Consider the following 25035-nt stretch of genomic DNA (forward strand, 5'->3'; position numbering starts at 1 on the left):
TATCTACCGATATTTATGCAAACCACAAATAAACCTGCCGCTTTAAGCGGCTATCAGAAACTTGTCATCTTCATTCTGGCGATGACACAGTTTACAGTCGTGCTTGATTTTATGGTCATGTCGCCCATGGGCGATATCCTGATGAAGTCGCTCAGCCTCAAGCCCGATCAGTTTGGTCTGGCGGTATCTGCTTATGCATTCAGCGCAGGCGCGTCGGGTTTGCTGACAGCCGGCTTTGCTGACCGTTTTGACCGGAAAAAACTGCTGTTATTTTTCTATACGGGTTTTGTGGCCGGCACTGTTTTTTGCGGCCTTGCAGTAAACTATCACCTGCTCATCGCTGCGCGAATCATTACCGGCCTGTTTGGTGGCGTAATCGGTTCAATTACCCTTGCTATTGTTGCAGACATCTTTAGTCTTGAACAGCGCGGCCGGGTAATGGGTTTTGTGCAGATGGGTTTTGGCGCCAGCCAGGTATTGGGTATACCGATCGGTCTATATCTGGCTACCGCCTGGGGTTGGCAGGCAACGTTTTTAATGATTGCCGGCCTTGCTGCCCTGATCCTTATTCTGATTTTTTTGCGCATGAAGCCGCTTACGCAACATCTGAAGGTGCAGCGTCAAGGCTCCGCCGTCCGGCACCTGCTGCAGACTGTCCTGAACAAAGAATATCGCATTGGCTTTACGGCAACTGCGCTGCTGGCCGTAGGCGGTTTCATGATGATGCCATTTAGCAGTGCATTCGCTATAAACAACCTGCATGTTACCCATACGCAATTGCCGATGTTATTCATGGTGTCTGGTGTTGCTGCCCTCGTCGTGATGCCGCTGATCGGTAAATTTAGTGATCAGATAGATAAATTTCTGCTGTTTTCCATTGCGTCGGTATGGCTTATCATTGTCGTGCTCTTTTATACAAATCTCTCAGTTACCCCGCTCTGGCTGGTTATGGTGTTCAATGTTACGATGATGATTGGAATTATGAGCAGGATGGTTCCCGCTACGGCCCTTACCAGTGCAGTTCCGGAGATGAAAGACCGGGGTGCATTCATGAGCATCAACGCTTCGCTGCAGCAGGTGGCAGGTGGGATCGCCGCTGTTTTTGCCGGTCTGATCGTTAGACAGCAGACGGAAACGAGTCCGTTGGAACACTACGACATCGTCGGTTACAGTGTGGTAGCCATCTCGATCTTATCAATCTTTCTGATCTACAGGGTAAGCAGGGTAGTGCGCAACCGGCGGGCCCGGGCTGATATACAGACCGTTCCGGAAGTTTAGGCTTTCGGCCGGCCTTCTGCCAAAAACGGGCCGTACAGATTCCAAAGCCATACTACGATGTCCTGGTAACTTTTTATCCCTTTCTTCTGATCGTTGAGTTTAAGAAAACGGTCGAAGGTGGCCGACATATATGTTGACATGGAGCTGTTGTACTGTTCCCAGAAATCGCTTTCCTTTTTAAAATCAGCAAGGACATCTGCATGGATCATGGTCTTAAGCTTAAGATAGTTCGGATCTGATTTGAGGGCCATCTCCAAAAGAATATAGCGTAGCGCCTGGTAACACGCGGCGTACCGGAAGCGCGGATCGGGACTGTTTACGGCAGTCAGAAACCCAAGCAGATTAGCCTCATCTTCATAAGCAATGCCGGTTTGATGGGCAATCTCATGACAGGTTACAAAGGGTAGCACAAAGGTCGGTATGGCAGTGTTTACATTGGCTTCACCCGTAAGGGGTGCATAATAACCTTCAACGCCGGTCATGCTGATAAGCCATGCGCTGGTTACCGGTTTGATGGCGGGATGGTCGTAACGAAAAAGCCTGTTTTTGTTTTCCATCAGCCGGTAGGCTTGAATGGCCCGCCGGTTCAAATCCTCCCAGGAAAGCTCCGGGAGTTTTTTTACAGCAGATTTAGCTTCGTTGGTTTTTCGCACCATGAAAGCGCCGAGCCGTGCCAGCTCTTCAGGGCTATAGTCATGATTTGCAATGTGCAGTGCCTGGTAGACGGGCGGCCGGCTGTAATTCAAACCCCAGCTGATTTTGAAAACAAGGTACAGGACAAGGACTGTTCTGACTATCCTTATACCGAGAGCTAACCACAGTTGCCTGACCGGATTTCTTTTCAACTTTAATCCTGTTCTGAAAAGTGAAACAAGCAGCCATACAATCAGAACAACATAGAGAATATCACCAACGGAAATTCCGATCCAGCCCGTCAGTGTGCGCAATGTATTTGCCACCGGCGGATAAAGCCCATCTACATAGTAGGCCTGCACCAGGCGGGGCGAGAGGCCGCAGCAATACACAAAGGCGGCAGCCAGAAACAAAACCAGCAGGGCGGCCATGCCCGGGCGCTTCAGCAACGCAGCCATGAGCGCCTAGCGGTTAAATTGTAAACGCATGCCGGTCTCGCTGGTCGTGAACCGTCCCTTATGGTAGGCAAGATTTCCCGAAATAAAGGTGTATATAATCGCCGACCGGAAAGTCTGCCCTTCAAACGGAGACCATCCGCACTTATAAAATGTATTTGCCCGGGTAACGCGAACGGGGTCATTCAGATCTGCCAGCACAAGGTCTGCCCAATAACCTTCGCGTAAGAAACCGCGACGGTCAATATTGAAGCAGGTGGCTACGTTATGAGCACTTTTCTGCACAATGTCTTCGAGTGTCATTTTTCCCTGGTGATAGAGTTCAAGCAGCGCGGAAAGAGCATGTTGTACAAGGGGCCCACCAGACGGTGCCTGCGCGTATGGCTGGTTTTTTTCTTCAATGGTATGCGGGGCGTGGTCGGTTGCCACAACGTCAATGTGGTTGTCAAGCAGCCCGCGGAGAATGGCAGAGCGGTCATTGGCGGTCTTCACAGCCGGGTTCCACTTGATGAAGTTGCCTTTTTCTGCATAATCCGCATCGCTGAACCAAAGGTGATGTACACAAGCTTCTGCTGTGATGCGCTTGTCCTGCAGCGGCGTAGCTGAATCAAAAAGTCCGATCTCCTTCGCCGTCGAGATATGGAGAATATGCAGTCTTGTATTGTATTGTTTTGCAAGGGCAACCGCCAGTGAAGATGATTTATAACATGCTTCGGCGCTGCGGATAAGGGGATGCATATCAATTGTGAGGGCTTCGCCATACTGCCCTTTGAAAGCCGCGAGGTTATTGCGAATGGTGAGTTCGTCTTCGCAATGTGTGGCAACAAGTATCGGGGCCTTGCTGAAAATATTCTCGAGCGTCTTTTCGTTATCAACGAGCATGTTTCCGGTTGATGAGCCCATAAATACCTTTATGCCACATACGTTTTTCGGATCGGTGCGTAATACTTCATCAAGGTTATCATTCGAAGCACCCATATAGAAAGAATAGTTGGCGAGGGAGGTCTCTGCGGCGATGTTGTATTTCTCGGCGAGAAGATCCTGGCTGAGCGTATTGGGAACGGTATTGGGCATCTCCATGAAAGAGGTAATACCTCCGGCTACGGCAGCCATACTCTCGGTAAAGATATCGGCTTTGTGAGTCAATCCCGGCTCGCGGAAATGCACCTGATCATCGATCATTCCCGGAAGCAGATGCAGGCCTTCAGCATTGATCTCTGCAGCCCCATCGGCAGAAAGGTTTTCACCGATCTTGTCGATCAGTCCGTCTTTTATCAGTACATCAGCTATAAATTGCCTGCCTTCGTTTACAAGTGTGGCGCCTTTGATCAGGGTTGTGTTCATGCTTCAAAGCTAGGATTAAATGCACATTTTAGCAATCGTTGGTATGCTAATCTGATACAGGACAGTGCTTATAGCTGCGTGCAGACCAGAGCTAAACACAAATCCGTATCTTTGCCGCCATGTCAAAGAGTTTCGAAGAATTCAAACTGAACCGCCAGATCCTGAATGCGGTTGCCGATGCCGGTTATGAGGTTGCAACACCTATACAGGAGAAAGCCATCGGCCCTGTGCTGTCCGGTCAGGATATTTTCGGAATTGCGGAAACCGGCACAGGTAAAACAGCGGCATATGTTTTACCGATGCTCATGAAGCTAAAATACGCGCAGGAAACCGCACCAAGGGCCCTCATTCTGGCGCCTACGCGGGAACTGGCCATGCAGATCGAGGAACAGGTACGTGTGTTTGCCAAGTACACAGACCTGCGCAGTCTCGTGATTTATGGTGGTATTGGGCCAAAGGTACAAACAGAAGCCATAGCCAGGGGTGTGGATATCCTGGTTGCCACACCGGGCCGCTTCCTGGATATTTACCTTGCGGGCAAGGTCGATACAAAAAACCTGAAATTCCTGGTGCTTGATGAGGCTGATAAAATGATGGATATGGGCTTTATCGGCTCGATCCATCGCATCCTGGAGGTAGTTCCGAGAAAACGGCAAAACCTGCTTTTTTCGGCTACAATGAGCGACCTGGTGCAGAAGATTGCCGGTGATTTTCTTAAGTTTCCTACCTATATCGAGGTAGCCCCGCAGGCCACGCCGGCATCTAACGTTTCGCAGAAGCTTTATTACGTTCCGAACTTCAAAACCAAGATCAACCTGCTGCAGCAGCTGCTGCGTAACGACGAGGACTTTAACCGCCTCATCATATTCTGCAAAACCAAGACGGTAGCAGATAATATTTTCAGTTTCATCGAAAGGCGTTTTGGTACAGATGCCGTTCGGGTCATTCATGCCAACAAAGGTCAGAATACGCGAATCAACTCGATTAACGATTTCCGGGAGGGCGCCATCCGCGTGCTTGTGGCTACCGATGTTGCCGCAAGGGGAATTGATGTAAGTAATGTGAGTCACGTTATTAATTTTGATGTGCCCATCATTATCGAAGATTACGTGCACCGCATTGGCCGCACCGGAAGGGCGTTCGCCAAAGGTGATGCACTGACGTTCTGTACTGAAGCTGAAAAATATTACATTAAAAAGATCGAGCAGCTTATCCGCCAGCAGATACCTGTTGAACCCATGCCGGAAGGTGTTTTTGTGGAAGAAACGCCCTTTGATGAACGCCAGGCAATGGCCCGCGAAATAGATGCACAAAAGCGTAAGGAAGATCCGGATTTTAAAGGTGCTTTCCATGAAAAGAAACATGCCAACACCCAGCAGAAAAAGCCTGTAAATACCGGTAAACCAAAGCTCAAGCATAAAAATAAACGTTTTGACAAGCCGAAAAACCGATGAAGGTAAGCCCGTTCAATATCCTGGCGGCGGCGCTGATCGTATTTGCAGGCTGGAGCCTTTTCGAAGGCAGGTCCGGTGAGTTTAGCCTGTTACGTGGTGCATTACTTCTACTCTTGCTGTTCGTGTTTTTTATTGTAGATCTGGTATTCAGGCAACGGGTATCGTCGGCAAAAAGATTGTGGATTATTGAAATTTCATTGATAATTTTGGCAATCATATTTATTCTCATATTTAACGCCGGCTGGTAGCCGGTTCAAACTCAATGAAAACAGCAGAAGTAAAAGTTACCGTAGAGCTCGACGCGCACAACCTACCTGAAACCATAACCTGGGAAAGCACCGATGCAAAGACCAGTGATAAGGTGCCGGTAAAAGCAATGTTCATGGCGCTATGGGACCATAATTATAAAAACTCGATGCGGCTGGACCTCTGGACTAAAGATATGCCGGTAGATGAAATGAAACGTTTTTTTTATGAAACGCTGCAGACACTTGGTGACTCTTTTTTGAAAGCTACAGGCGAGAAAAATATTGTAGAGGATTTGCGCGATTATTGTGCGCATTTCGCCGATAAGATGAACATTGAACAGAAATAAATATGCTGACACTCTATAAGTTCCGCGCTTTTCTCGGTCTGATTCTCTGTTTAATTGCAGGATTCTGTCCGTTTCTGAAGGTTCCTGTTAAAGGCAACTGGAATCTTTACCAGTCAGACCCAAGGCTTTTTTTTATCACGTACACCATCATTGCGCTTGGTGTCTTTGCAGTAGTAATCCGTAAGGCCGGTTTTTTCCGTTTTACTGCCTGGGTGCATTTTATATGGTTCATATTGGCTGCGGCGGCAGTCTGGTTTAAATCAAACCATTATTTCAATTTCGGGTTTGCCGACCGGTTACTGGCAAAGACCATTCATTACCAATGGGGTTGGATTGTATGGCTGGTAGGCGTGCTGTTTATGTTATTCAGCGTACAACGCGGACGCAACCTCGGTAACCAGGTGCCGCAAAACGTATAGGCATTTTGGACCAGCCGCTTCCGGGTATGGCGGCACCTGAAACGGGTTTGTACCAGCTCTTTTGGGCCGCCTGTAATGCTTTATTGCCGTCAAGTTCAAGCATGCCCAGCCTGACTTTTTTGTAGTGTTCCACCCCGTGTTCGCGCATGACCGCCCGGAATGGCAGCCAGCATAAAAACGTGCAATGCTGCGCTGCGCTGAAACAGCTTCAGTAAGTGTATCCATCTTAAAACTTTAATGTGCTTTGACCCGTTCCTGCAACATCGCGTTCATGCTGCAGCAGCCACTTTTTACGCCAGAGTCCGGCCGCAAAGCCGACAAGCTTTCCATCACTTCCGATTACCCGGTGACAGGGCACAGCAATGATCACATTGTTCTTTCCGTTCGCAGCCGCCATGGCCCGGATGGCGAGCGGTCGGTCTGCCGAAAAACGAGCATACGAGATCGTTTCCGCATAGGGAATTTCGCGGAGCTGATTCCATACTGACTTCTGGAAACCGGTGCCAGGTTGGTCTACCGGGAACGTGAAACTTCTCAGTGATCCGTCAAAGTATGCACGGAATTCTGATGCTGCCCTGGCTGAAAGCTCATTTTCAGTAAATCCTGTCAGGTCGTGATCTGCGAAACTGGCCTTATAGACGTATGTTTCAGTGGCAAAAATGTGCAGGGGTCCGATGGGCGACCCATAAAGGGATGCGTATGTATTTATCATCAGAAAACAATATTCGGTATTGGATCAGTATAAACAGAGGGTTCTCACTCAAAAATACACATAAACAATTACCTTTGCCGGCTATGCAACTGGCAACACAGGTAAAAGAGTTGGTTCGTAAAGAAATGATACTTGAATGGCGATCAAAATATGCCATTAACGGCATCCTGCTCTATGTGGTGTCAACGGTTTTTGTATGTTTTTTGTCTTTTGTAAGTATTCCTGATAAGATCACCTGGAATGCACTTTTTTGGATCATCATGCTTTTCGGATCAATAAACGGTGTTTCCCGCAGTTTTTTGCAGGAAAGCAGGGGTCAGCAGCTCTATAGTTACTTTCTGACAAGCCCGGCGGCCATTCTGCTGTCAAAGATGATTTATAACGTGGCGCTGATGATGTTCCTTACCTTGGTGGCGCTTGGTTTTTATACCCTGGTTTTTCATTATGTGCCTGGAGACCTGCTGATGTTCCTGGTTGCGGTGCTGCTTGGCAGTCTCAGTTTCTCAACGATTTTTACGATGGTATCGGCTATCGCATCAAAGGCAGGCAACGGCGGCATGTTGATGGCTATACTCAGTTTTCCGGTCATTGTTCCGGTGCTCATCATGCTGATCAAACTTGCAAAAAATGCCATTGATGGCCTTGACAGGGCCGTCAGCATGGACGAAGTGTCTATCCTGGTGGTCATAAATGTACTTGCCGTTAGCGTCTCTTTACTGTTATTTCCCTACCTTTACCGCGATTAATTTCAATACTATATGTACAGATCCTGGTGGAAAATTCTTGCAGTCATTCTCGTCATCTATTCGACGGTAGCAGGTTTCCTGATGCCGGTTCCGCGACTGGCCATACTGAATGAGACAATCCGGAACCTGTATTTTCATGTACCCATGTGGTTTGCAATGATCGTTTTATTCAGTATCTCGGTTTGGTACAGTGTGAGGTTTCTCTCTACGGGCGCCGAATCTGACGATGTCAGGGCGGTAGAAAGCGCTAATGCAGGGATTGTTTTTGGTTTGCTAGGGCTAATTACCGGTGCCTTATGGGCTGGCTATACCTGGGGCGAATTCTGGAGCTTTGATCCAAAGCAGAACTTTGCTGCTATCGCCGTTCTGCTGTACTTCGCCTACTTTGTTCTTCGAAATGCAATTGATGAAGAGCAAAAGCGCGGAAAAATATCAGCTATTTACAACATTTTTGCCTTCCCGATGATGGTCGTGCTGCTTTTTGTCTTGCCACGTTTGCAGGACTCGCTGCATCCCGGCAACGGTGGCAACCCGGGATTTAACAGTTATGATCTTGACAGCCGGATGCGGGCAGTCTTTTATCCGGCCTGCCTGGGCTGGATCCTGGTCGGTTACTGGGTATACAGCCTGCGCTTCAGACTGCGTATCCTGGAAAACAAAAACATTCATTAAAAATAATAGAAGAAGAAACTCATGAAGAAGTTAACCGTTTCATTTTTAATGCTTCTGCTTACTATTCCGGCACTTGCGCAGGAAGCCGGTATCGAAATGGCCGATGGCCTTCGCGCGTCAGGCAAAATTTATGTGGTTGTGATCTGTGTACTCGTTGTACTCTTTGGGCTCCTCACTTTCCTCTTCGCACTCGACAGGCGATTAAAAAAATTAGAAAAAAATTCTTCGGGTAAAATCTAATTTTAAAGCTTCCAAGGCTATTTTTTGCAGCTTGATGCGTTTAGTGTCTGTGGTACACTAAGTGGTATGCTGTTTGCATTATTCATTCTTTTTAGTGCAATTTTGCACCCGTTAACACAAAAACTTATCTATTCATTATAAAAACTTGCAATGGCTACTTTAGCAGAAGAGACTCATTTTTTTACAGACGTCTGTAAAAATTTTGACAGCGCGGCCCGGTTTACCTCCCATCCGGAAGGTTTATTGAGTCAAATTAAAGCATGTAACAGCGTTTACCGTTTTCAGTTCCCGATCAGAAGGGGAAACGGGTTTGAAGTGATCGATGCCTGGCGGGTGGAACACTCGCACCATATGAACCCGACCAAAGGGGGGATCCGGTATAGCGATATGGTCAATGAAGATGAGGTAATGGCCCTTGCAGCCCTGATGACCTATAAATGTGCCATCGTAAACGTCCCTTTTGGCGGTGCAAAAGGCGGTATCAAGATCAATACAAAAAACTATACGATCGGCGAACTTGAGACCATCACCAGGCGGTACACCACTGAACTGATCAAGAAAAATTTTATTGGTCCGGCAGTCGATGTTCCCGCACCAGACTATGGTTCGGGCGAACGCGAAATGAGCTGGATTGCTGATACCTATATGACCATGAATCCTGGTCAGCTTGATGCGCTTGGTTGTGTAACCGGTAAGCCCATCGCACTGCATGGTATACGCGGTCGTAAAGAAGCAACAGGAAGGGGCGTGGCCTATGCCGTGCGCGAATGCGTCAATGTTCCCGAAGACATGCAGAAACTTGGCCTGACCACCGGCCTGGGCGATAAACGTGTCATTGTTCAGGGGCTTGGTAATGTGGGTTATCATTCCGCAAAATTCCTCGCGGAATTCGGTGCAACGATTGTTGGTCTTTGCGAATTTGAAGGTGCTATCTACAATGCCAACGGACTGAATGTGGATGAGGTTTTCGCTCACCGCAAAAATACCGGGTCTATTCTTGGATTTCCCGGAGCAACCGAATTCAAAAATTCTATGGAAGGCCTGGAGCAGGATTGTGATATCCTAGTCCCTGCCGCCCTCGAAAATCAATTTACGGAAGCGAACATTCGGAACATCAAAGCCAAAATCATCGCTGAGGGCGCAAATGGTCCAACCACACCTGAAGCAGAAGCGATCTTTACAGAGATGGGCGGTATCATTATCCCCGACATGTATTGTAATGCCGGTGGTGTTACCGTTTCTTATTTTGAATGGCTTAAAAACCTGTCGCACGTTGCGTTTGGTCGTATGGAAAACAGGTATGCTGAAAACTCAAATGCCAACCTGATCAATACGCTCGAATCGCTTACAGGCAAAACCATTCCATCAGAGCACAGACTCATGATCGTGAAAGGCGCCTCTGAGATGGAACTTGTAAACTCGGGCTTAGAGGATACGATGATCCATTCTTATCACGAAATCAGAGAAACACTTAAGATTAAGCCAGCAACTGAAACGTTGCGCACAGCGGCTTTTGTCAATTCAATTGATAAGATCGCTGTATCTTATATGAACCTTGGCGTTTGGCCTTAACTTAAAAAGTGTACATAGAAAAACCGGGGCAGTAAGTCCCGGTTTTTTTTTAAATACTATTTTAAAAGTATAATTTTATACATATATTAGTATAATTTTATACTTTTTATTTTAGTCATGGGAAAAACGATACATGCAATCAAAAGGCTAAAGCAAGATGACGCAGACCTGAAAGATCTGGATAACTTTGAAAAAATTGAAGCTGTTAAGTCTGGTGTGAGCAAGGAAAGGCTTGTTTCTTTTAAACATATAATTGGTATAGACTATGACAGCCTCTCGTTTGTTTTGGGAACCACAAAAGCTACACTTCATAAAAAGCAGGAAGGCGAGCGTTTTGGCCCGGCTGTAAGCGAAAAGATCATTGCGCTCATGGATGTATTTCGATATGGGTACGAAGTTTTTGAAGAAAACGCTTCTTTCAACAAATGGGTTCAGACTCCAAACAGGGCTTTGGGCGGGGAAGTTCCACTAAAACTGATGGATACTTTTTTCGGTATGCAGGAAGTGAAAAACCTGATAGGCCGTATTGAACATGGAGTTTACTCATAAAATGCGGGTGTACAGACTTTCGAAAAGCAAATATCGGGGCGACATTGAAGGTGTAGGAGCAAAGTTATATGGCGGCAGGTGGAACTTTGAAGGTACACCCTGTATCTATACTTCTTCAAGCCGGGCACTGGCTGTACTCGAGTTTGCTGTTCATTCTGCACTTGAGCTTATACCACGGGCGCTGCACATGACTACCTACGAAATTGATGCATCTCAATTTTTGAAATTTGACGAGCCTGACTTACCCGGCAACTGGAAAAAGATGCCGGCGCCCGTATCTACCAAGAAATTTGGCACCCGTTATCTTAACAACAAGGAACTGGCCGGTATCTGTGTACCTTCAATCCTGGTTCCCGAAGAATATAATTATCTCATCAATCCCGAGTCATTGCAGATGCGGCTTGTAACCGTTATTGATACAACTGACTTTGTTTTTGACACAAGACTGGAAGAGTGATTAATTTTCAGCCTGAGCGGCGTCAATCACTTCAAAACTTCCATAAATGGCCATTTCTGCGGTGTGATTTACGCGAAGGTTCAGTTTCATTTTGTCTATTAACTCTATGGCGCTTGCTACCGCCCGATGCAGGTTATTGGCTCCGCGAACTTCGATTCCTTTAGCAAGAAGCTTGAACTTTGAGGGCTCGAATTTGCTGATAAATTTCTGGAGATCGGCGCTGATTTGGACGTTTGTATGCTGCATGTCGATTTGGTTTTGCTACAAAAAGCAATCTCGGCAACCGTTTGTTTTTTATTATACGGCAAATTGAAACACCACGCTGATTGTCAGCGCGTTTATTTTTGCACATCCAGTTAAAAACGACGCAGCAGGTAGCTTGAGATTAGAAAATGGCGTTTAAGGGGTTCTTGTCAGCAGCCTTGAAACGAAGAACGCCCTGCAGCGTGATACCTGCATTTGTCTTAAAGCCGCGCATTCTGAAATCATTCAAAGGTGCAGCTACAGACCTTATGGAAGGGGCTAACGCTTCAAGGCGGTCGAAGTCAATTTCCAGGGTCATAAAATCGGTAGATTTAACCAGCCTGGGCCGGGAAAACAGACCGGGGGCCGTACCCAAGCCGTAAAAATGCCCGTTGTCTCTATACTCCAGGTCATAGAGTGGAAATACATCCTGCTCAAGTCTGCCGGCAGGCGATAATGCCTGCTTATCGCCCAATAACATATAAAGCAGGTTCTTTTTTCCGGGGGCAGCCGCTGCCGATATGAAGAATGCAGGAACCTTTTTGCGGACCTGCAAAGTCTCAGCTACCTTCTCGAAATCGTCGTTAAAGACGTACCGAACCTCCTGTTGGGCCTGTACGACGGTACCTGACCATTCACCATCTATATAGGATGGCAAATGTCCGCTCAACGACGAGGTGTTCGACCAGACTTTTCGCCCCAATTTTATTTCAGATGGCATGTTAAGCTGCGAAAAGTCCCCCTGCAGCCAAAATCTGACGGCCGACGTACGCGCGAATTCACGGTGAAGGCTGTGGTCCGGCGGAACGAACGTACCTTGTGCGAGTGCTGCGGTAAATGTGATCGTCCCATCGCCGCTGTCCATTACCACGCGATTCTTCTGGTCCGCGAACACCACGTCTGCGCCCTCCAACCGCCCGGCCATGCTTTCAGACACAGGCTGGAGGTCGCTGCGTTGCAGAAGGTCTTGTGCCATACGCGCAGCAGCGGGGCCCGGAAATACGACCAGCGCGACTTTGCTGCCCTGCCTGAACCACCGCATAGGGACAGGCAGCTGCGAAAGTCCCGTTTGGCGATTTTTTATAAAGCGGTCGAACGCCTCGCCGTCCTGGCATTCAAAAAGGGTATACCAACCGTCCCGCAGTTCATAGAAGTAGAGACGTGCCGGGATCTGAAGACCAGAACGATTCAACGTTTCGCTGCGCGGCCGGTTGAAAAGCCGGTCAAAAAATAGTTTTCTGACTATTTCATCTGTATGGACCGAGACAAAGCGCTTTGCTTCAGGCGGTACAAGCGTCTGTCTGGCCGACAGATACCGTGCATAAAAAATTACGAGAACTGCTGCGAGCGCAAGGCTAATCAGCAAAAGGAAGACCGACAGCGCCTTTCTAAGCATTATCTTGCAGCAGTTTCGATTAACCTGAACAGGTATTTCAGCGAGTTTTGTTGGTCAGCACCGTTTTCAGCCACCAGCTCAGCAGTGACGATATTGTTGCGAACACCATTCGACTGGAAATAGACGTCGCCCATTCCCTTCAGCACTTCCTGAAAGCGAAGGATTGTCTTGTCTTTCATCCAGGCTTCTGTAGCGAGTTTCTGGCTGATTGTTTTTGGTCCAAAAAACGCGCTCATTGCATTTTTACTTAAAAGAGCCCGGTGTTTGGGAGACGGCTTAAGCCTCAGCGATCCCTGCGCAATTTTTTCCAGCTGGCTTGGCGATGTGCCGGCAAAAACAATCCCATCGCGAATGAGCAGGTACAAATCGGCAAAGTCATTGCCTTTAATAGCTTGATAGATATTGCCGTTTTTCTGAAGGACTCCTTTTCGTTCGCCGATCATCAGCAGGCGGTCGAAAATGCGGTGGTCTTCAGAACTGAACATGAACAAAAACTCAGGTGAGGGTTGGGTACGTGTTTTTTCGACCGGCGCTGTCTCATAATCATCGTTGTCATACTCATACGATTTATATTTCACTTCACGCTGGGTGATGTTATTCAGCACGAACAGGGCATCTCCCTTAATCACTTTACCCACAGCTTTTTCATCAAGTATGGTCGAGAAAACATCTGAAATCAGTTCCGCAAAGTCTGTCTGTTCGCCAAACAGATAAAACGGCACCGTACGTTTAAACAGGTCAGGCATTGTTTCGAGATAAGCCTGTGTGTTCACAGCATACGACAGGAAGCCCAGTGTTTGCTGACTGTCTACATACCGAAGAAACTTTTTATTCAGCTTACGGCTATAAATTCGTTTGTAATTATTGGCCATTTCCTTATCCATTTCCATAGCAGTAGTGAGTCGCATCTTCTCTTTCTCGAAGTAAAGATGGCCGGTTAGACTTTTAAACCCGGATATCATATTTCTTGAACCGAGCGGATTCCTGAATCCGAAAATTGAGAAAGCCGGTGCAAGCACATCATTCAGATTTCGTACCCAGATACTGGCTACCGCTTTGTTGTCTGAAGAGCGTGCAAAAGACAAGTCTCCGGAAATGCCCGCACCTTTAAAATCAAACAACCTCACTGCTTCGGCTTCTGCCCAACTGAGCGCAAGGGCCTTTTTGCGGTTCTCCTGTTCGGCGTAAGCCTTTGTATAAGTGTCATATAACTCATCTGCTTTTTTCTGTGCAGCATCAGCATCGGTGGTCTCACCGGATTTGACAGGCGGGGGGACCGTAACAACCACCGGATCAGAGACTGCTTCAACAGAATCTGCCTCTCCGTCATAGATTTCAGGTACGGCAACTGAGTCAACCATAACGGGCGGCTGGTAATTAAGCACTTTAATGCCATATCTGGCCGCTTTGGTGCTATCGCTGAAAAAATCTGATTGCAGTCCCGGGGTAACGACCAATACGCGTTGATCATTCCATGTCAGCACAGCACTGCTGTCTGCTGCCAGATGTTTGCTCAGGTTTCCGTTCCGGGTTGTCCGGCCTTTGTCTGCAGTAAAAAGTTTTTCAAACCTGCTGCGGTCTTCAATAGGAAGCCAGATGCAATGGTAGGAAACACTGTCAGTGGTTTGGTAAAAATAATAGGCCTCACCCTTTAAGTTGAACCCAAGATCAGAAATTGCGTGCGGCTTAGCCGGATCATTTTTCGTCTTGTCAAATATTGCCTTTCCGATAAAAGAATCATTGAATTCTCCTGCGCTTAACAAGTTAAAGAAGTTGCCCGCACGAAAACTGGCAACAGCGGTGGACCGGGCCGGAATGCGCGTCAGGAGATCCTGCGCATGCAGCAGGTTGCAGGCGAACAGGAGAGCGCCAAAAAGAAGGGTTTTTTTCATGTAGAAGGTTTATTTCTTTAGTTGAATAGTATTTGAGATATTACTTCGGCCATCAATCAGTGCCAGTACATTGCTGCGCAGCATAACCGCTTTTCCGGAACGCGATATGCTGGCCTGCCGATTAGATGCGCTGGTTACCTGGTTCTCAAAGCGGTAAATTGCTATATAGACGGCATCCTTAAAAACGGCCTTGTCGCTTGCCTTTAGTTTGGCATATTCTGTCCGGGCACTCGCCACATGCTGGTAGTTTCGCCTGAACTGCAGCGTTGCGGGGTTGAATGTATATGACGACTGGTCTGTGGCACGAATCTTCATGCGGTTCAGTATATTCTTAGTCAGGTTGCTGATGTTGGCAACATTCCGGAACTCAAAACTGATCGTTGCAATGTAGTTGCTAAAATCTGTCGATCCTTTTACGTTTGTGATGCCGGGCGACTTTTTCAGATAGGCTACTGCCTCAGACATTTCCTGCCTGATTTTTTGCTGGCTTGGCACTTTATAACCATTTACACTGTCCAGAAGCATGATTGATGCTACTTTTGATTTACTCTGGCTCAGGTTTACAGTGAGTGTTGCCAAACCGCTTCCGTCGGCATGCAGGTTGATTTCTTCAATAACCTGGAAGCAACCGGTAAACAGCATCATGGACAGACCAAGAAGCACGAGAAATTTTGTTTTGAAAGGCATCGGGGGTTGTAATTCAATGGTTCCAAAAATAGCAAAAAAAAGACATAAAATAGCCTGTTTCCGTATCCGCACCGGTGTATGTTTCCGTATATTCAGGTAGATGAAAAAGGATTTGAGTGTGGTTTTGTTGTGCCTGATTTTGAGCATTTTGGTTGTGTCCTGCCGGCAGGGCCAGAACATACCGGCTAAAAATGGTTTTGCTGTAGCGAGAAAGGCCCACGCAAACGAGCGTACGGCAGTTTTTGCAGGCGGATGCTTTTGGGCTACGCAGGAATGTATGCTGCAGCTAAAGGGTGTCAATCTTGTTATCAGCGGTTATGCAGGCGGGGGCGCTGAGCGGCCCACGTATGAATCGGTGGCGGCGCATCAGCACAAGCATGCAGAGAGCGTGCTTGTTTATTACGACCCCGCAAGAATCAGCTACCGCAGTCTGGCTACAGCCTTTTACTTTGCGCATGACCCAACCCAGACAGACCGGCAAGGGCCCGATGTTGGCGCAAGCTACCGATCTGCTGCTTTTTTCAATAATCAGGAGGAAGCGAAAATTTTGTGGGAACTTCGGGACAGTATTGATCTCTCAGGAACATTTCCTGATCCGGTCGCGACCGAAATTACGCCGCTCGACAGCTTCTTTCCGGCAGAAGCCGAACACCAGGATTACTACCGGTCACATACCTATGAACCATATATCAGGCGGGTGTCTAAACCAAAAGTCGACAAGCTGCGCAAAAAGTTTCCCGGGCTGGTCAAACCGCAATCCTGATCATTCCGCGGCCATTGTCAGAGAACTATCAATTAAGTTCCATTGAACAGCGTTAAATCGCCGCGCTGGGGATGTTTTTTTATCTTTGTTGCCGAAATTTCTAACTAAGATGAAGAAAAGCGCCATTATCGGATTGATCACCATCGCCATTTGTGTCGGCTTCCTTGTAAGCCTGAATGCAGACACCAATACCTATGCTAACTTCACGGAGGCAGCGGCTTCCGACCGCGAAGAACACGTGATGGGCTATTGGGAGAAAACAAAGGGAATGGAGTACGACCCGCATGTTGATGCCAACAGTTTTGGTTTTTTTATGAAAGACCAGACAGGTAAGGTGAACAAAGTTATTTATAATGGAACCAAACCTCAGGATTTTGAAAAATCTGAAAAGCTGGTGCTGATCGGCAAGATGGAAAACAACGTCTTTTATGCTTCAAAAATTCTCATGAAGTGTCCATCAAAATACAATAATGAACTAGTAGAGATAAATCAGGACGGGACAGCTAAATCATAATCAACTATTTAATGGATATTCAGTACGCAGGAGAAACACTTTTACCGGGGCAATTCGGGCAATTTTTTATTGTACTCGCTTTCGGGGCTTCCCTTTTATCGGCCATAGCCTATTACTTTGCGAGTGGAAATAAAGAAGGTGCCCGTTCCTGGCAGCTTATTGGCAGAATTTCATTTTTAACGAACTGGGCTGCTATAATTGGCATCGGCGTAATCCTGTTTTATCTGATTCTGAATCATTATTACGAATATTATTACGTTTACTCGCATTCCAGTAAGGCGCTGCCGGTCTACTATATTATCTCATCTTTCTGGGAAGGTCAGGAGGGAAGTTTCTGGTTATGGGCTTTCTGGCAGGCTTTATTAGGCGGCCTGCTCATCTGGAAAGCCAAAAGCTGGGAGAACCCCGTTATGGCGGTGGTGGCTTTTTCCCAGGCATTTCTGACATCGATGCTGCTTGGCGTTGAAATATTCGGAAGTCGTGTGGGCAGCTCGCCATTTATCCTGCTGCGCGAAGCGCTGGAGTTGAAAAAGTTTGCGCCTGCCGTTTTCGCTGACCCTGAAAATCTTAAAAATTATCTGAAGTTTATTACAGATGGCCGTGGTCTGAATCCATTATTGCAGAATTACTGGATGGTTATTCACCCGCCTACCTTATTTCTCGGGTTTGCCAGCATGATTGTACCGTTTGCTTACGGTATAGCTGCGTTGTGGCAGAAACGTTATAAAGACTGGATCAAACCGGCGCTTCCATGGACGCTTTTTGCAGTGATGATCCTCGGAACAGGTATCATTATGGGTTCATTCTGGGCATACGAAGCGCTGAATTTTAACGGTTTCTGGGCCTGGGACCCTGTTGAGAATGCTTCTATGATTCCGTGGCTCACACTGATCGCAGCTGTACATGTGATGATCGCCTATAAAAATTCGGGTCACGCGTATTTTACCGCTATTGCGCTAGTGTTTATCAGTTTCGTGCTTGTCCTGTATGCATCTTTCCTGACCAGAAGCGGGGTATTGGGCGAAACGTCTGTCCACTCGTTTACCGATTTAGGCATGTTCGGGCACCTGGTACTTTATAATGTCGTTTTCCTGGCTATACCGGTTGTGCTGCTGGTGCTGAGATGGAAAGAACTGCCCATCACAAGCAAGGATGAGGAAACTTACTCACGCGAGTTCTGGTTGTTTATCGGCTCACTGGTGCTTACTGTAGCATGTATCCAGGTGATCTTTTCAACTTCGGTACCTGTTTTTAACAAGGCATTCGGGACAAACTTTACCCCGCCGATCGATAAAATTAAATACTACAACCAATGGCAGGCACCCTTCGCCGTTATTGTGACCCTGGTTTCGGGCTTCGCACAATATCTTAAGTACCGCCGCACAGATGCCCGCCTGTTTTATAGCAAGCTTGTCTCTGCCCTGATCTTTTCGGTTGTCATTACCGCAGCCGTGGTCTATATCACCAAGGTATACACCAATACAATGTACATCGTGCTGACCTTCAGCTGTGTCTTTGCCATTCTTGCCAATGCGCAGATCCTTACACAAGCATTAGGAGGTAAAAAGAAACTCGCCGGTTCTGCAGTGGCGCACATCGGTTTTGCCATGCTGCTGGTAGGTGCGCTGATAGCAGCTGCCACAAGCGAATCCATCTCGATCAACGCAAGTAACTTCATCCCTGTTAAGGATTTTGAGAAAACAGCAAAACCGGGTGAAAACATTATGCTTGTGCTCAACGAGCCGAAAAAAATGGGTAAGTATACCGTAACTTATACCGGTGATACGACCATTGCTCCGAATACTTTCTATGAATTGAGTTTCAGGGAAATCGATGAAAAGACGGGTGCAGTTAAAGAAAGTTTTACGCTTCATCCTCAGGTGCAGGTAAATGAAAGCATGGGTCTGATCGCCTCGCCCGATACCAAACATTTTCTCACCAAGGATATTTACACCCACATTACAAGTGCTGCAATTAAAGAGGAACATCAGGACCATGAAGGGCATAGCGATGATGAGAATTACAAACAGCCGCGAATTGTGCAGGTTGCGCCCGGCGATACCATCCATACCGGGAGCGGTGTCCTAACGGTGAAAGAACTAAACAAACAGCCGACCGCCAAAAATCTGACCATTGCGAAGGGCGACCTTGCGCTTGGTCTACCGGTTGAGGTGGCGGTTGCAGGCAAAAGTTATCGCGCGGAGCCTATCTTCCTGATGAAGGGCAACAACGTATTTGACTTTGCGCGTAAGATCGATGAGCTTGGTCTGAAAGTGCGGTTTTCAAAAGTACTTCCTGATCAGAAAAAGGTCGAGCTGATGATTTACGAAAAGCCGCAGCAGGCCAAAGACTGGATCGTATTTACGGCTAAGGTCTTCCCTTACATTAATCTTTACTGGTCCGGAACGGTTGTTATGATTGTCGGTTTTGTCATGTCTATTTTACGCCGCCGGAAAGAAGCTATTAAGGCAGCCTGATGGAAGTCGTTATAGCCGGATCAGGAAATGTAGCCACGCATCTTGCGAGGGCCCTGTATGAAGCGGGTATCCGCATCAGGCAGATCTGGAGCCCGACACAGCTACATGCGGAAGAGCTGGCCAGGACAGTAGATGCGGAGGCGGTTTCGGCCCCTGCTGATATAGACCGCGCTGCCGACCTGTATATTCTGGCCGTAAAAGATGAAGCGATTGAAACGGCAGCGGCAGCGCTTGCCGGCATCAATGCCATTGTGGTGCATACCTCTGGCACAACCCTGATGAACGTACTTAACGGCTTGCCTGAGCATGGCGTGTTTTATCCTTTGCAGACTTTTTCAAAAGCACGGGCTGTTGATTTTTCAAACGTGCCTATATGTATCGAGGCCGGCAGTCCGTCAACTTTGAGCGTATTGCAGCAGCTCGCTTACAAATTAAGCACACGGGTATTTCAGACGGATTCTGAACAGCGGAAGGCGCTTCATGTTGCTGCTGTGTTTGCCAATAACTTTACCAATCACTTGTTTCATATCGCCGAAGAGGTGCTGGCAGGTCAGGCCCTGCCTTTTGATATATTGCGTCCGTTGATACTCGAAACGGCCGCAAAGGTCCAGACAGCACTTCCTGCTGTTATGCAGACGGGCCCTGCGCGGCGTAATGATCAGCTAACAATAGATAAACATCTTGAATGGCTGCAGGACAAGCCCGAATGGGCGCAACTTTATGATGCCCTGAGCACTAGCATTAAAAAGACCGGCAAATGATGTAATTGCGGTATCAGGTTCTTACTTTTGCAATGAATTATGAGTATTTATAAACTTAAAATAAACTTTCAGGAGGCAGGACACGAGCCGGTAGAACTCCCTATAGCAGCCGGCGAATCGGTGCTTGATGTTGTGCTTGATAACGGCATCGAACTTCAGCACAATTGTGGCGGTGTTTGTGGCTGCAGTACCTGTCATGTTTACGTGAACAAGGGTATGGACAATATCCAGGAAATCTCAGACAAAGAAGAAGATTTTATTGACCGGGCCGAAAGTCCCCGCATTAATTCCCGGCTGGGGTGTCAGTGCGTGGTAATCAATGGCGACATTGAAGTTACTATTCCCGACCAGTCTGGCTTTATGGGCCATTAACAGATATTCAAACTACTACACATATACAATATGCAGGACAAATTTGCGCTGCCCATTTACTGGCAGGATCATGAAGACATCGCACAGGAACTTTACGAGAAGTATGGCGATGATTTTAACGAAGCCAAAATTTACCGCATCCGGTTTACTGAACTGATGCAATGGGTACTTGAACTGCCAAACTTCAAGGGCACCCGCGAGGAATGTAATGAAGGTCACCTTGAACAGATTCAGTCTGCATGGGTGTACGAATGGCGCGACAACCAATAGAGCTGTGTTTCTGCAAAAGCTCAAAAACATCAGCACATTTGTATTTGATGTAGATGGTGTTCTGACAGACGGCAATATCCTGGTTAATGAAACGGGGGAGGCCCTCAGACAGTTTAATATCAAAGATGGTTATGCCCTGCAGCTCGCTGTTAAAAAAGGTTATAACATTTGCATTATATCCGGTGGGAAAGGCAAAGCGATGGAAAAACGTTTTGCAGGTCTTGGGATTACAGATGTTTTCCTGGAAGCAGGCGATAAAACCATCTTATTTAAAACCTATCTTAAAGAAAAAGGGATCAGCAGCGACCAGGTGTTGTACATGGGCGATGACATACCCGATCTTGAGGTAATGAAACTGGCCGGAATTGCCGCCTGTCCGGCAGATGCTGTTCCTGAAATAAAGGCTGTTTCCATGTATGTTTCCCCCTATACCGGTGGCCGAACCGCTGTGAGGGATATCATTGAAAAAGTACTGCGCGCGCAAGAACAGTGGTTTGACCGCCGGCCTGATGCTGCAGATTCAGGAAAGTAGGATAGGTGACATTGCAACGGCGATGTTACGCAGCATGATTAAACTTTTCTACGGGCTCCGGCTCTAATCCGTCAACATAAACAACATTAAACATGAAAAGAATTGTAATGATCTTTGCGCTGTTGCTTGGGGTAACGGCGTTTGCAAATGCACAGCAGGGCGGTGGAAATCCGGAAGACCGTATGAAAAGGATGGTTGAAACGATGAGCGAAAAGCTGAAGCTTACTGAAGATCAAAAAACCAAAGTAAGCGCCATCTATGCCGACCAGTGGAAAGCAATGCAGAAGGCGCGTGAGGAGGCTGGTGATGACCGCAGCAAGATGCGCGAGGCTATGATGAAGCAGCGCAAAGAAACCGAAGACAAAGTACAGGCTTTGTTGAATGATGATCAGAAAAAAGCATACACTGCGTGGAGGGAAGAGCAACGTGCCAACATGCAAAACCGCCAGCAAGGTGGTGGTAACAGCAACTAATACGTGCTGCAGCTAAAAAAAAGACCCGGAGGTTCTCAAAACCGCCGGGTCTTTTTATTTTTGGCCATGATTCAAAATCTTCCGCCTGTCATTCTCGCCTCAAAGTCGCCACGCAGGCAGCAGCTTCTTGCCGACATGGGCATTTCCTACCAAAGCGTTTTAAAAGAAGTTGATGAGCAGTTTCCCGCCGGTCTTCAACCGCATGAAGTTGCCGTTTATATAGCCGGCAAAAAAGCAGCTGCCTTTGCCGAACACAGTGCCGGTAGCCTGGTTATTACTTCAGATACTATTGTTGCGCTCGATGGGGCGATTCTTGGTAAGCCAGCAGACGCGGCAGATGCAAGCCGGATGCTTAACAGCCTGTCGGGCCGGATGCACGAGGTTTACACCGGTGTTACGCTTGTCTATCAGGATAAAACGGAAAGTTTTACAGACCGGTCTGAGGTCTATTTCAGGCGGGTGAGCCAGGCCGAGATTGATTATTATCTTGCGGTTGGTCAGCCTTATGATAAGGCGGGTTCTTATGGCGTCCAGGATTGGTGGGGCCTTGTCGTTGTCGAACGCATCAATGGTTCCTATACCAATGTGATGGGGCTGCCAACAGAAAAGCTCTATGCGGCTTTGAACCGCTTTGCCGGAATTGTGCAGCAAGGCTGAGAAAGCTGTAACTTTTACCGGATCATCCCATCCAACATCAAACTAAACGAACAATATGTTAAGCGTACAGAATATTGTAAAGCAATATGCTGAACACCGCGCTCTGGATGACGTAAGTCTGGAAGTGGAAAGAGGCAAGATCTTCGGGCTGCTTGGTCCGAACGGTGCAGGGAAAACTTCATTAATCAGGGTGATTACCCAAATCACAGCACCAGATAGCGGGCAGGTGCTTTTAAATGGCGAGCGTTTAAACGCCAATCACATCAGTAAGATTGGTTACCTGCCCGAAGAACGCGGCCTTTATAAAAAGATGCAGATCGGGGAGCAGGTTCTTTATCTATCGAAACTGAAGGGGTTGAGTACAGCCGAGGCCACGCGACGTATCCGGTTCTGGTTTGAAAAGCTGGACATGGGTAGCTGGTGGGATAAAAAGGTCGAGGACCTGAGTAAAGGAATGCAGCAAAAAGTTCAGTTTGTTGCTACGGTGATGCACAGCCCGGAACTCATCATTCTTGATGAGCCTTTCTCCGGTTTTGACCCTGTAAACGCTGAACTTATTAAGAACGAAATCCTGGAATTGAATGCGCAGGGAACAACATTTATTTTTTCGACGCACCGCATGGAAAGTGTGGAGGAACTTTGCGATAACATTGCGCTGATTAATAAATCACGAAAAATCCTCGATGGTCCTGTTGATGAAATCCGCGACCGCTACAGGAACAATACCTATACCTTATCGTACGCCGGGGACTTAGATCCCCTGGCCGGGCAGGGCATTTTCGAACTGCTTGAAAGCACTGTTACGAAGACCGGCACGGAGTTAAAGATAAAATTAGCAGCCGGTTGCAGCACCAATGATGTGCTTGCCATCCTGCTCCCGCGGGTTAGTGTTCAAAGTCTGCAGGAAGTTATCCCGTCCATGAATGAAATATTTATCAAAAACGTAACACAAACCGATCTGTAATCATGAGCAAAATATCACTTATCATCAGGCGGGAGTATTTTTCGCGGGTCAAAAAAAAGTCGTTTATTATTATGACTTTTCTAACCCCCGTTATTTTTGCGTTTTTCTATGGAATGATCTTTTATTTCTCTTACAAGGAGATTAAAGACAGTTATGACCGGATCGTCGTTGTCAACGAGAACAAAAAACTGACCGAGCCGCTCCCGTCCGACAAAAATATTAGCTACACCTATTCATCGAAATCACTGGCTGCACTCAAAAAAGAGATCAACGGGAAAGATTTTGACTATATCCTTTATCTGCCGGACTTTGATATCGAGCAGCCTGAAGGCGTTCAGTTACTTGGCAGCAAACAAGCCGGACTATCGCTCAATAACCGTGTTGCTGACGATCTGGAAGCACAGATCAGAAACTACAAGCTCAAACAGTCGGGCATTACGCAGCAGCAGCTGGATAACCTGAAAAGTAGTGTTAGTATAGATGTCAAAAAACTTGGCGAAGCCGGAAGCGAGGAAGACTCGAGTGCCGGTGCCAGCACTGTCATTGCCTTTGTTGCCGGGGTATTGATGTTTATGTTCATCATGTTGTACGGCGTTCAGGTAATGCGCGGGGTGATTGAAGAAAAAACAAACCGCATCATCGAGGTAATGATATCATCAGTAAAACCTTTTCAACTGATGATGGGCAAGATCATTGGGATTGCGCTGGTCGGACTGACACAGTTTTTACTTTGGATTATTCTTACGCTTTCAATTTCTACGGTTGCCGTGGGATTGTTCGTTGACAAAGATGAAGCAAAGAAAATGGCTCAGACAGAGATCAGGCCGCCGGGACAAATGTCCGGTCAGGAGGTCGTGAAACAGGGACCGATGCAAAACATTCAGAAAAGTCTGGCCAATCTTGAAGTCGGGAAGATCCTGGCCGTATTTGTATTCTTTTTCCTTGGCGGATACCTGTTTTACAGCTCGCTTTATGCTGCGATCGGTTCAGCTGTTGACAGTGAAACGGAGACGCAGCAGTTTATGATGCCGGTCATGATGCCGCTGCTGTTCGGTTACGCCTTGTCGCTGAGTGTAGTAACGAATGATCCGTACGGACAGGTTGCTTTCTGGCTCTCGATGATTCCGTTTACGTCGCCTATCGCCATGGTAGTCCGCATGCCCTACGGTGTTCCTGTCTGGGAGCTTGCCTTGAGCATGGGCATTCTTGTGCTGGGTTTTATCGGAACGGTCTGGTTTGCGGCACGCGTTTACCGTGTGGGGATCCTGATGTATGGAAAGAAAGCGAGTTTCAGGGAGATGGTGAGGTGGTTTGGATACCGGAATTAGATATGAGATGTTAGATATGAGATATGAGACTGGGTGCAGAGCCCCTCTATACGCCAGCCAGGCGCAGGATTTTAGGAGGTAGTCTCAAATCTCAGGACTCAAATCTCAAGACTATTGTTAGATATGAGATGTGAGATATGAGACATGAGATGGGTGAAGAGCCCCCCTCTATACGCCAGCCAGGCGCAGGATTTTAGGCGGTAGTCTCATATCTCAGGACTCAAATCTCAAGACTATTGTAAGATATGAGATATGAGATGTTAGATATGAGACTGGGTGGAGAGCCCCTCTATACGCCAGCCAGGAGCAGGATCTTAGGCGGTAGTCTCAAATCTCAAGACTATTGTTAGATATGAGATATGAGATGTGAGATATGAGACTGGGTGCAGAGCCCGTCAAAGTTCCAAATTGGCGCAGGATTTTTAGGCGGTAGTCTCACATCTCAGGACTCAAATCTCAAGACTATTGTTAGATATGAGATATTAGATATGAGACATGAGACTGGGTGCAGAGCCCCTCAACGTTCTAATTGGCGCGGGGATTTTAGACGGTAGTCTCACATCTCAAGACTCAAATCTCA

29 protein-coding genes are annotated in these 25035 nt (G+C 47.3%); 22 read left to right on the top strand and 7 right to left on the bottom strand.

Annotated features, from left to right (window positions below):
• The first annotated feature begins 15 nt into the window (after positions 1–15).
• Positions 16–1278, top strand: coding sequence for an MFS transporter (locus EJV45_RS04605; protein WP_129714487.1), 1263 nt, complete (start codon positions 16–18; stop codon positions 1276–1278).
• Here EJV45_RS04605 and EJV45_RS04610 read toward each other — a convergent pair.
• On the bottom strand, positions 1275–2369 hold the full coding sequence (locus EJV45_RS04610) for a DUF3810 domain-containing protein (RefSeq protein WP_129714488.1): 1095 nt from the start codon (positions 2367–2369) through the stop codon (positions 1275–1277). The two genes, EJV45_RS04605 and EJV45_RS04610, sit on opposite strands and share 4 nt — an antisense overlap.
• A gap of 6 nt (positions 2370–2375) precedes the next feature.
• Complete coding sequence (locus EJV45_RS04615; protein ID WP_129714489.1) at positions 2376–3710, bottom strand: dihydroorotase; 1335 nt, start codon at positions 3708–3710, stop codon at positions 2376–2378.
• 119 nt (positions 3711–3829) lie between these two features.
• On the opposite strand from EJV45_RS04615, the gene EJV45_RS04620 reads away from it, so the two are divergent.
• From EJV45_RS04620 to EJV45_RS04635, 4 genes are read left to right on the top strand one after another with little or no spacing between them, the layout of a single operon-like run.
• A complete protein-coding gene (locus tag EJV45_RS04620; protein WP_129714490.1) occupies positions 3830–5164 on the top strand; it encodes a DEAD/DEAH box helicase in 1335 nt (444 codons plus the stop codon).
• Positions 5161–5412, top strand: a complete 252-nt coding sequence (locus EJV45_RS04625; RefSeq protein WP_129714491.1) for a hypothetical protein — start codon at positions 5161–5163, stop codon at positions 5410–5412. Before EJV45_RS04620 ends, EJV45_RS04625 begins: the two co-directional genes overlap by 4 nt.
• Before the next feature lie 14 nt (positions 5413–5426).
• Complete coding sequence (gldC, locus tag EJV45_RS04630) at positions 5427–5759, top strand: gliding motility protein GldC (protein ID WP_129714492.1); 333 nt, start codon at positions 5427–5429, stop codon at positions 5757–5759.
• Between the two features lie 2 nt (positions 5760–5761).
• Positions 5762–6178 (top strand): hypothetical protein, encoded by a 417-nt coding sequence (locus EJV45_RS04635; RefSeq protein ID WP_129714493.1) that lies wholly within the window; start codon positions 5762–5764, stop codon positions 6176–6178.
• Between the two features lie 226 nt (positions 6179–6404).
• Here the strand turns inward: EJV45_RS04635 and EJV45_RS04640 are convergent, their stop codons facing one another.
• Entirely contained in the window at positions 6405–6890 is a 486-nt protein-coding gene (locus EJV45_RS04640; RefSeq protein WP_129714494.1) for a methylated-DNA--[protein]-cysteine S-methyltransferase, read from the bottom strand.
• An 83-nt stretch (positions 6891–6973) separates the two neighbouring features.
• Here EJV45_RS04640 and EJV45_RS04645 point away from each other — a divergent pair, with 83 nt between their 5' ends.
• From EJV45_RS04645 to EJV45_RS04670, 6 genes are all read left to right on the top strand, one after another.
• Entirely contained in the window at positions 6974–7636 is a 663-nt protein-coding gene (locus tag EJV45_RS04645; RefSeq protein ID WP_129714495.1) for a heme exporter protein CcmB, read from the top strand.
• Positions 7637–7648: 12 nt separating this feature from the next.
• Positions 7649–8308, top strand: coding sequence for a cytochrome c biogenesis protein CcsA (gene ccsA, locus EJV45_RS04650; protein WP_129714496.1), 660 nt, complete (start codon positions 7649–7651; stop codon positions 8306–8308).
• Positions 8309–8329: 21 nt separating this feature from the next.
• Positions 8330–8548 carry a CcmD family protein gene (locus tag EJV45_RS04655; protein ID WP_129714497.1) on the top strand — a complete coding sequence of 73 codons (219 nt, stop codon included), beginning with the start codon at positions 8330–8332 and terminating at the stop codon, positions 8546–8548.
• A gap of 150 nt (positions 8549–8698) precedes the next feature.
• Complete coding sequence (locus tag EJV45_RS04660; RefSeq protein ID WP_129714498.1) at positions 8699–10120, top strand: Glu/Leu/Phe/Val dehydrogenase; 1422 nt, start codon at positions 8699–8701, stop codon at positions 10118–10120.
• Positions 10121–10237: 117 nt separating this feature from the next.
• Positions 10238–10669, top strand: coding sequence for an antitoxin Xre/MbcA/ParS toxin-binding domain-containing protein (locus EJV45_RS04665; RefSeq protein ID WP_129714499.1), 432 nt, complete (start codon positions 10238–10240; stop codon positions 10667–10669).
• Positions 10653–11126, top strand: coding sequence for an RES family NAD+ phosphorylase (locus tag EJV45_RS04670; RefSeq protein ID WP_129714500.1), 474 nt, complete (start codon positions 10653–10655; stop codon positions 11124–11126). The genes EJV45_RS04665 and EJV45_RS04670 overlap by 17 nt, the downstream gene beginning before the upstream one ends.
• Here the strand turns inward: EJV45_RS04670 and EJV45_RS04675 are convergent, their stop codons facing one another.
• From EJV45_RS04675 to EJV45_RS04690, 4 genes are all read right to left on the bottom strand, one after another.
• Positions 11127–11372 carry a hypothetical protein gene (locus EJV45_RS04675; protein WP_129714501.1) on the bottom strand — a complete coding sequence of 82 codons (246 nt, stop codon included), beginning with the start codon at positions 11370–11372 and terminating at the stop codon, positions 11127–11129.
• Positions 11373–11511: 139 nt separating this feature from the next.
• Entirely contained in the window at positions 11512–12765 is a 1254-nt protein-coding gene (locus EJV45_RS04680; protein ID WP_129714502.1) for a hypothetical protein, read from the bottom strand.
• Positions 12765–14657 (bottom strand): hypothetical protein, encoded by a 1893-nt coding sequence (locus EJV45_RS04685; RefSeq protein ID WP_129714503.1) that lies wholly within the window; start codon positions 14655–14657, stop codon positions 12765–12767. The genes EJV45_RS04680 and EJV45_RS04685 overlap by 1 nt, the downstream gene beginning before the upstream one ends.
• 9 nt (positions 14658–14666) lie before the next feature.
• Positions 14667–15344 (bottom strand): hypothetical protein, encoded by a 678-nt coding sequence (locus tag EJV45_RS04690; protein WP_129714504.1) that lies wholly within the window; start codon positions 15342–15344, stop codon positions 14667–14669.
• Between the two features lie 100 nt (positions 15345–15444).
• Between EJV45_RS04690 and msrA the strand changes: the two genes are divergently transcribed.
• The 11 genes from msrA (at position 15445) to EJV45_RS04745 (ending at position 24455) form a co-directional block, all read left to right on the top strand.
• Positions 15445–16107 (top strand): peptide-methionine (S)-S-oxide reductase MsrA, encoded by a 663-nt coding sequence (gene msrA, locus EJV45_RS04695; RefSeq protein ID WP_129714505.1) that lies wholly within the window; start codon positions 15445–15447, stop codon positions 16105–16107.
• A 109-nt stretch (positions 16108–16216) separates the two neighbouring features.
• The gene (locus tag EJV45_RS04700; RefSeq protein WP_129714506.1) at positions 16217–16621 is read left to right on the top strand and encodes a cytochrome c maturation protein CcmE; all 405 of its coding nucleotides are present in this window, start codon (positions 16217–16219) and stop codon (positions 16619–16621) included.
• Between the two features lie 11 nt (positions 16622–16632).
• The gene (locus EJV45_RS04705) at positions 16633–19098 is read left to right on the top strand and encodes a heme lyase CcmF/NrfE family subunit (RefSeq protein ID WP_129714507.1); all 2466 of its coding nucleotides are present in this window, start codon (positions 16633–16635) and stop codon (positions 19096–19098) included.
• Complete coding sequence (locus EJV45_RS04710; RefSeq protein ID WP_129714508.1) at positions 19098–19859, top strand: Rossmann-like and DUF2520 domain-containing protein; 762 nt, start codon at positions 19098–19100, stop codon at positions 19857–19859. The genes EJV45_RS04705 and EJV45_RS04710 overlap by 1 nt, the downstream gene beginning before the upstream one ends.
• Before the next feature lie 39 nt (positions 19860–19898).
• Positions 19899–20231, top strand: coding sequence for a 2Fe-2S iron-sulfur cluster-binding protein (locus EJV45_RS04715; protein WP_129714509.1), 333 nt, complete (start codon positions 19899–19901; stop codon positions 20229–20231).
• 30 nt (positions 20232–20261) lie between these two features.
• Positions 20262–20501, top strand: a complete 240-nt coding sequence (gene iscX / locus EJV45_RS04720) for a Fe-S cluster assembly protein IscX (RefSeq protein ID WP_129714510.1) — start codon at positions 20262–20264, stop codon at positions 20499–20501.
• A gap of 4 nt (positions 20502–20505) precedes the next feature.
• Positions 20506–21033 carry an HAD family hydrolase gene (locus EJV45_RS04725; protein WP_240755197.1) on the top strand — a complete coding sequence of 176 codons (528 nt, stop codon included), beginning with the start codon at positions 20506–20508 and terminating at the stop codon, positions 21031–21033.
• Positions 21034–21125: 92 nt separating this feature from the next.
• Positions 21126–21506 (top strand): Spy/CpxP family protein refolding chaperone, encoded by a 381-nt coding sequence (locus EJV45_RS04730; RefSeq protein ID WP_129714512.1) that lies wholly within the window; start codon positions 21126–21128, stop codon positions 21504–21506.
• 66 nt (positions 21507–21572) lie between these two features.
• Entirely contained in the window at positions 21573–22163 is a 591-nt protein-coding gene (locus EJV45_RS04735) for a nucleoside triphosphate pyrophosphatase (protein WP_129714513.1), read from the top strand.
• Positions 22164–22218: 55 nt separating this feature from the next.
• Positions 22219–23127: an ABC transporter ATP-binding protein gene (locus EJV45_RS04740; RefSeq protein ID WP_129714514.1), complete on the top strand. Its 909-nt coding sequence runs from the start codon at positions 22219–22221 to the stop codon at positions 23125–23127.
• Positions 23128–23129: 2 nt separating this feature from the next.
• The gene (locus EJV45_RS04745; protein WP_129714515.1) at positions 23130–24455 is read left to right on the top strand and encodes an ABC transporter permease; all 1326 of its coding nucleotides are present in this window, start codon (positions 23130–23132) and stop codon (positions 24453–24455) included.
• The last annotated feature ends 580 nt before the right edge of the window (positions 24456–25035 follow it).

Source organism: Pedobacter sp. SYP-B3415 (genome assembly GCF_004138205.1).
GTDB lineage: Bacteria > Bacteroidota > Bacteroidia > Sphingobacteriales > Sphingobacteriaceae > Pedobacter.

Excerpts from the sequence above, each read along its gene's own strand:
- EJV45_RS04670 (WP_129714500.1), top strand. The coding sequence starts at position 10,653 with ATGGAGTTTACTCATAAAATGCGGGTGTACAGACTTTCGAAAAGCAAA.
- EJV45_RS04640 (WP_129714494.1), bottom strand. The coding sequence starts at position 6,890 with ATGATAAATACATACGCATCCCTTTATGGGTCGCCCATCGGACCCCTG.
- EJV45_RS04665 (WP_129714499.1), top strand. The coding sequence starts at position 10,238 with ATGGGAAAAACGATACATGCAATCAAAAGGCTAAAGCAAGATGACGCA.
- EJV45_RS04705 (WP_129714507.1), top strand. The coding sequence starts at position 16,633 with ATGGATATTCAGTACGCAGGAGAAACACTTTTACCGGGGCAATTCGGG.
- EJV45_RS04690 (WP_129714504.1), bottom strand. The coding sequence starts at position 15,344 with ATGCCTTTCAAAACAAAATTTCTCGTGCTTCTTGGTCTGTCCATGATG.
- EJV45_RS04675 (WP_129714501.1), bottom strand. The coding sequence starts at position 11,372 with ATGCAGCATACAAACGTCCAAATCAGCGCCGATCTCCAGAAATTTATC.
- EJV45_RS04715 (WP_129714509.1), top strand. The coding sequence starts at position 19,899 with ATGAGTATTTATAAACTTAAAATAAACTTTCAGGAGGCAGGACACGAG.
- EJV45_RS04615 (WP_129714489.1), bottom strand. The coding sequence starts at position 3,710 with ATGAACACAACCCTGATCAAAGGCGCCACACTTGTAAACGAAGGCAGG.
- gldC (WP_129714492.1), top strand. The coding sequence starts at position 5,427 with ATGAAAACAGCAGAAGTAAAAGTTACCGTAGAGCTCGACGCGCACAAC.
- EJV45_RS04610 (WP_129714488.1), bottom strand. The coding sequence starts at position 2,369 with ATGGCTGCGTTGCTGAAGCGCCCGGGCATGGCCGCCCTGCTGGTTTTG.
- EJV45_RS04655 (WP_129714497.1), top strand. The coding sequence starts at position 8,330 with ATGAAGAAGTTAACCGTTTCATTTTTAATGCTTCTGCTTACTATTCCG.
- EJV45_RS04685 (WP_129714503.1), bottom strand. The coding sequence starts at position 14,657 with ATGAAAAAAACCCTTCTTTTTGGCGCTCTCCTGTTCGCCTGCAACCTG.
- EJV45_RS04635 (WP_129714493.1), top strand. The coding sequence starts at position 5,762 with ATGCTGACACTCTATAAGTTCCGCGCTTTTCTCGGTCTGATTCTCTGT.
- EJV45_RS04730 (WP_129714512.1), top strand. The coding sequence starts at position 21,126 with ATGAAAAGAATTGTAATGATCTTTGCGCTGTTGCTTGGGGTAACGGCG.
- EJV45_RS04625 (WP_129714491.1), top strand. The coding sequence starts at position 5,161 with ATGAAGGTAAGCCCGTTCAATATCCTGGCGGCGGCGCTGATCGTATTT.
- EJV45_RS04745 (WP_129714515.1), top strand. The coding sequence starts at position 23,130 with ATGAGCAAAATATCACTTATCATCAGGCGGGAGTATTTTTCGCGGGTC.
- EJV45_RS04645 (WP_129714495.1), top strand. The coding sequence starts at position 6,974 with ATGCAACTGGCAACACAGGTAAAAGAGTTGGTTCGTAAAGAAATGATA.
- EJV45_RS04740 (WP_129714514.1), top strand. The coding sequence starts at position 22,219 with ATGTTAAGCGTACAGAATATTGTAAAGCAATATGCTGAACACCGCGCT.
- msrA (WP_129714505.1), top strand. The coding sequence starts at position 15,445 with ATGAAAAAGGATTTGAGTGTGGTTTTGTTGTGCCTGATTTTGAGCATT.
- ccsA (WP_129714496.1), top strand. The coding sequence starts at position 7,649 with ATGTACAGATCCTGGTGGAAAATTCTTGCAGTCATTCTCGTCATCTAT.
- EJV45_RS04680 (WP_129714502.1), bottom strand. The coding sequence starts at position 12,765 with ATGCTTAGAAAGGCGCTGTCGGTCTTCCTTTTGCTGATTAGCCTTGCG.
- iscX (WP_129714510.1), top strand. The coding sequence starts at position 20,262 with ATGCAGGACAAATTTGCGCTGCCCATTTACTGGCAGGATCATGAAGAC.
- EJV45_RS04735 (WP_129714513.1), top strand. The coding sequence starts at position 21,573 with ATGATTCAAAATCTTCCGCCTGTCATTCTCGCCTCAAAGTCGCCACGC.
- EJV45_RS04700 (WP_129714506.1), top strand. The coding sequence starts at position 16,217 with ATGAAGAAAAGCGCCATTATCGGATTGATCACCATCGCCATTTGTGTC.
- EJV45_RS04660 (WP_129714498.1), top strand. The coding sequence starts at position 8,699 with ATGGCTACTTTAGCAGAAGAGACTCATTTTTTTACAGACGTCTGTAAA.
- EJV45_RS04605 (WP_129714487.1), top strand. The coding sequence starts at position 16 with ATGCAAACCACAAATAAACCTGCCGCTTTAAGCGGCTATCAGAAACTT.
- EJV45_RS04620 (WP_129714490.1), top strand. The coding sequence starts at position 3,830 with ATGTCAAAGAGTTTCGAAGAATTCAAACTGAACCGCCAGATCCTGAAT.
- EJV45_RS04710 (WP_129714508.1), top strand. The coding sequence starts at position 19,098 with ATGGAAGTCGTTATAGCCGGATCAGGAAATGTAGCCACGCATCTTGCG.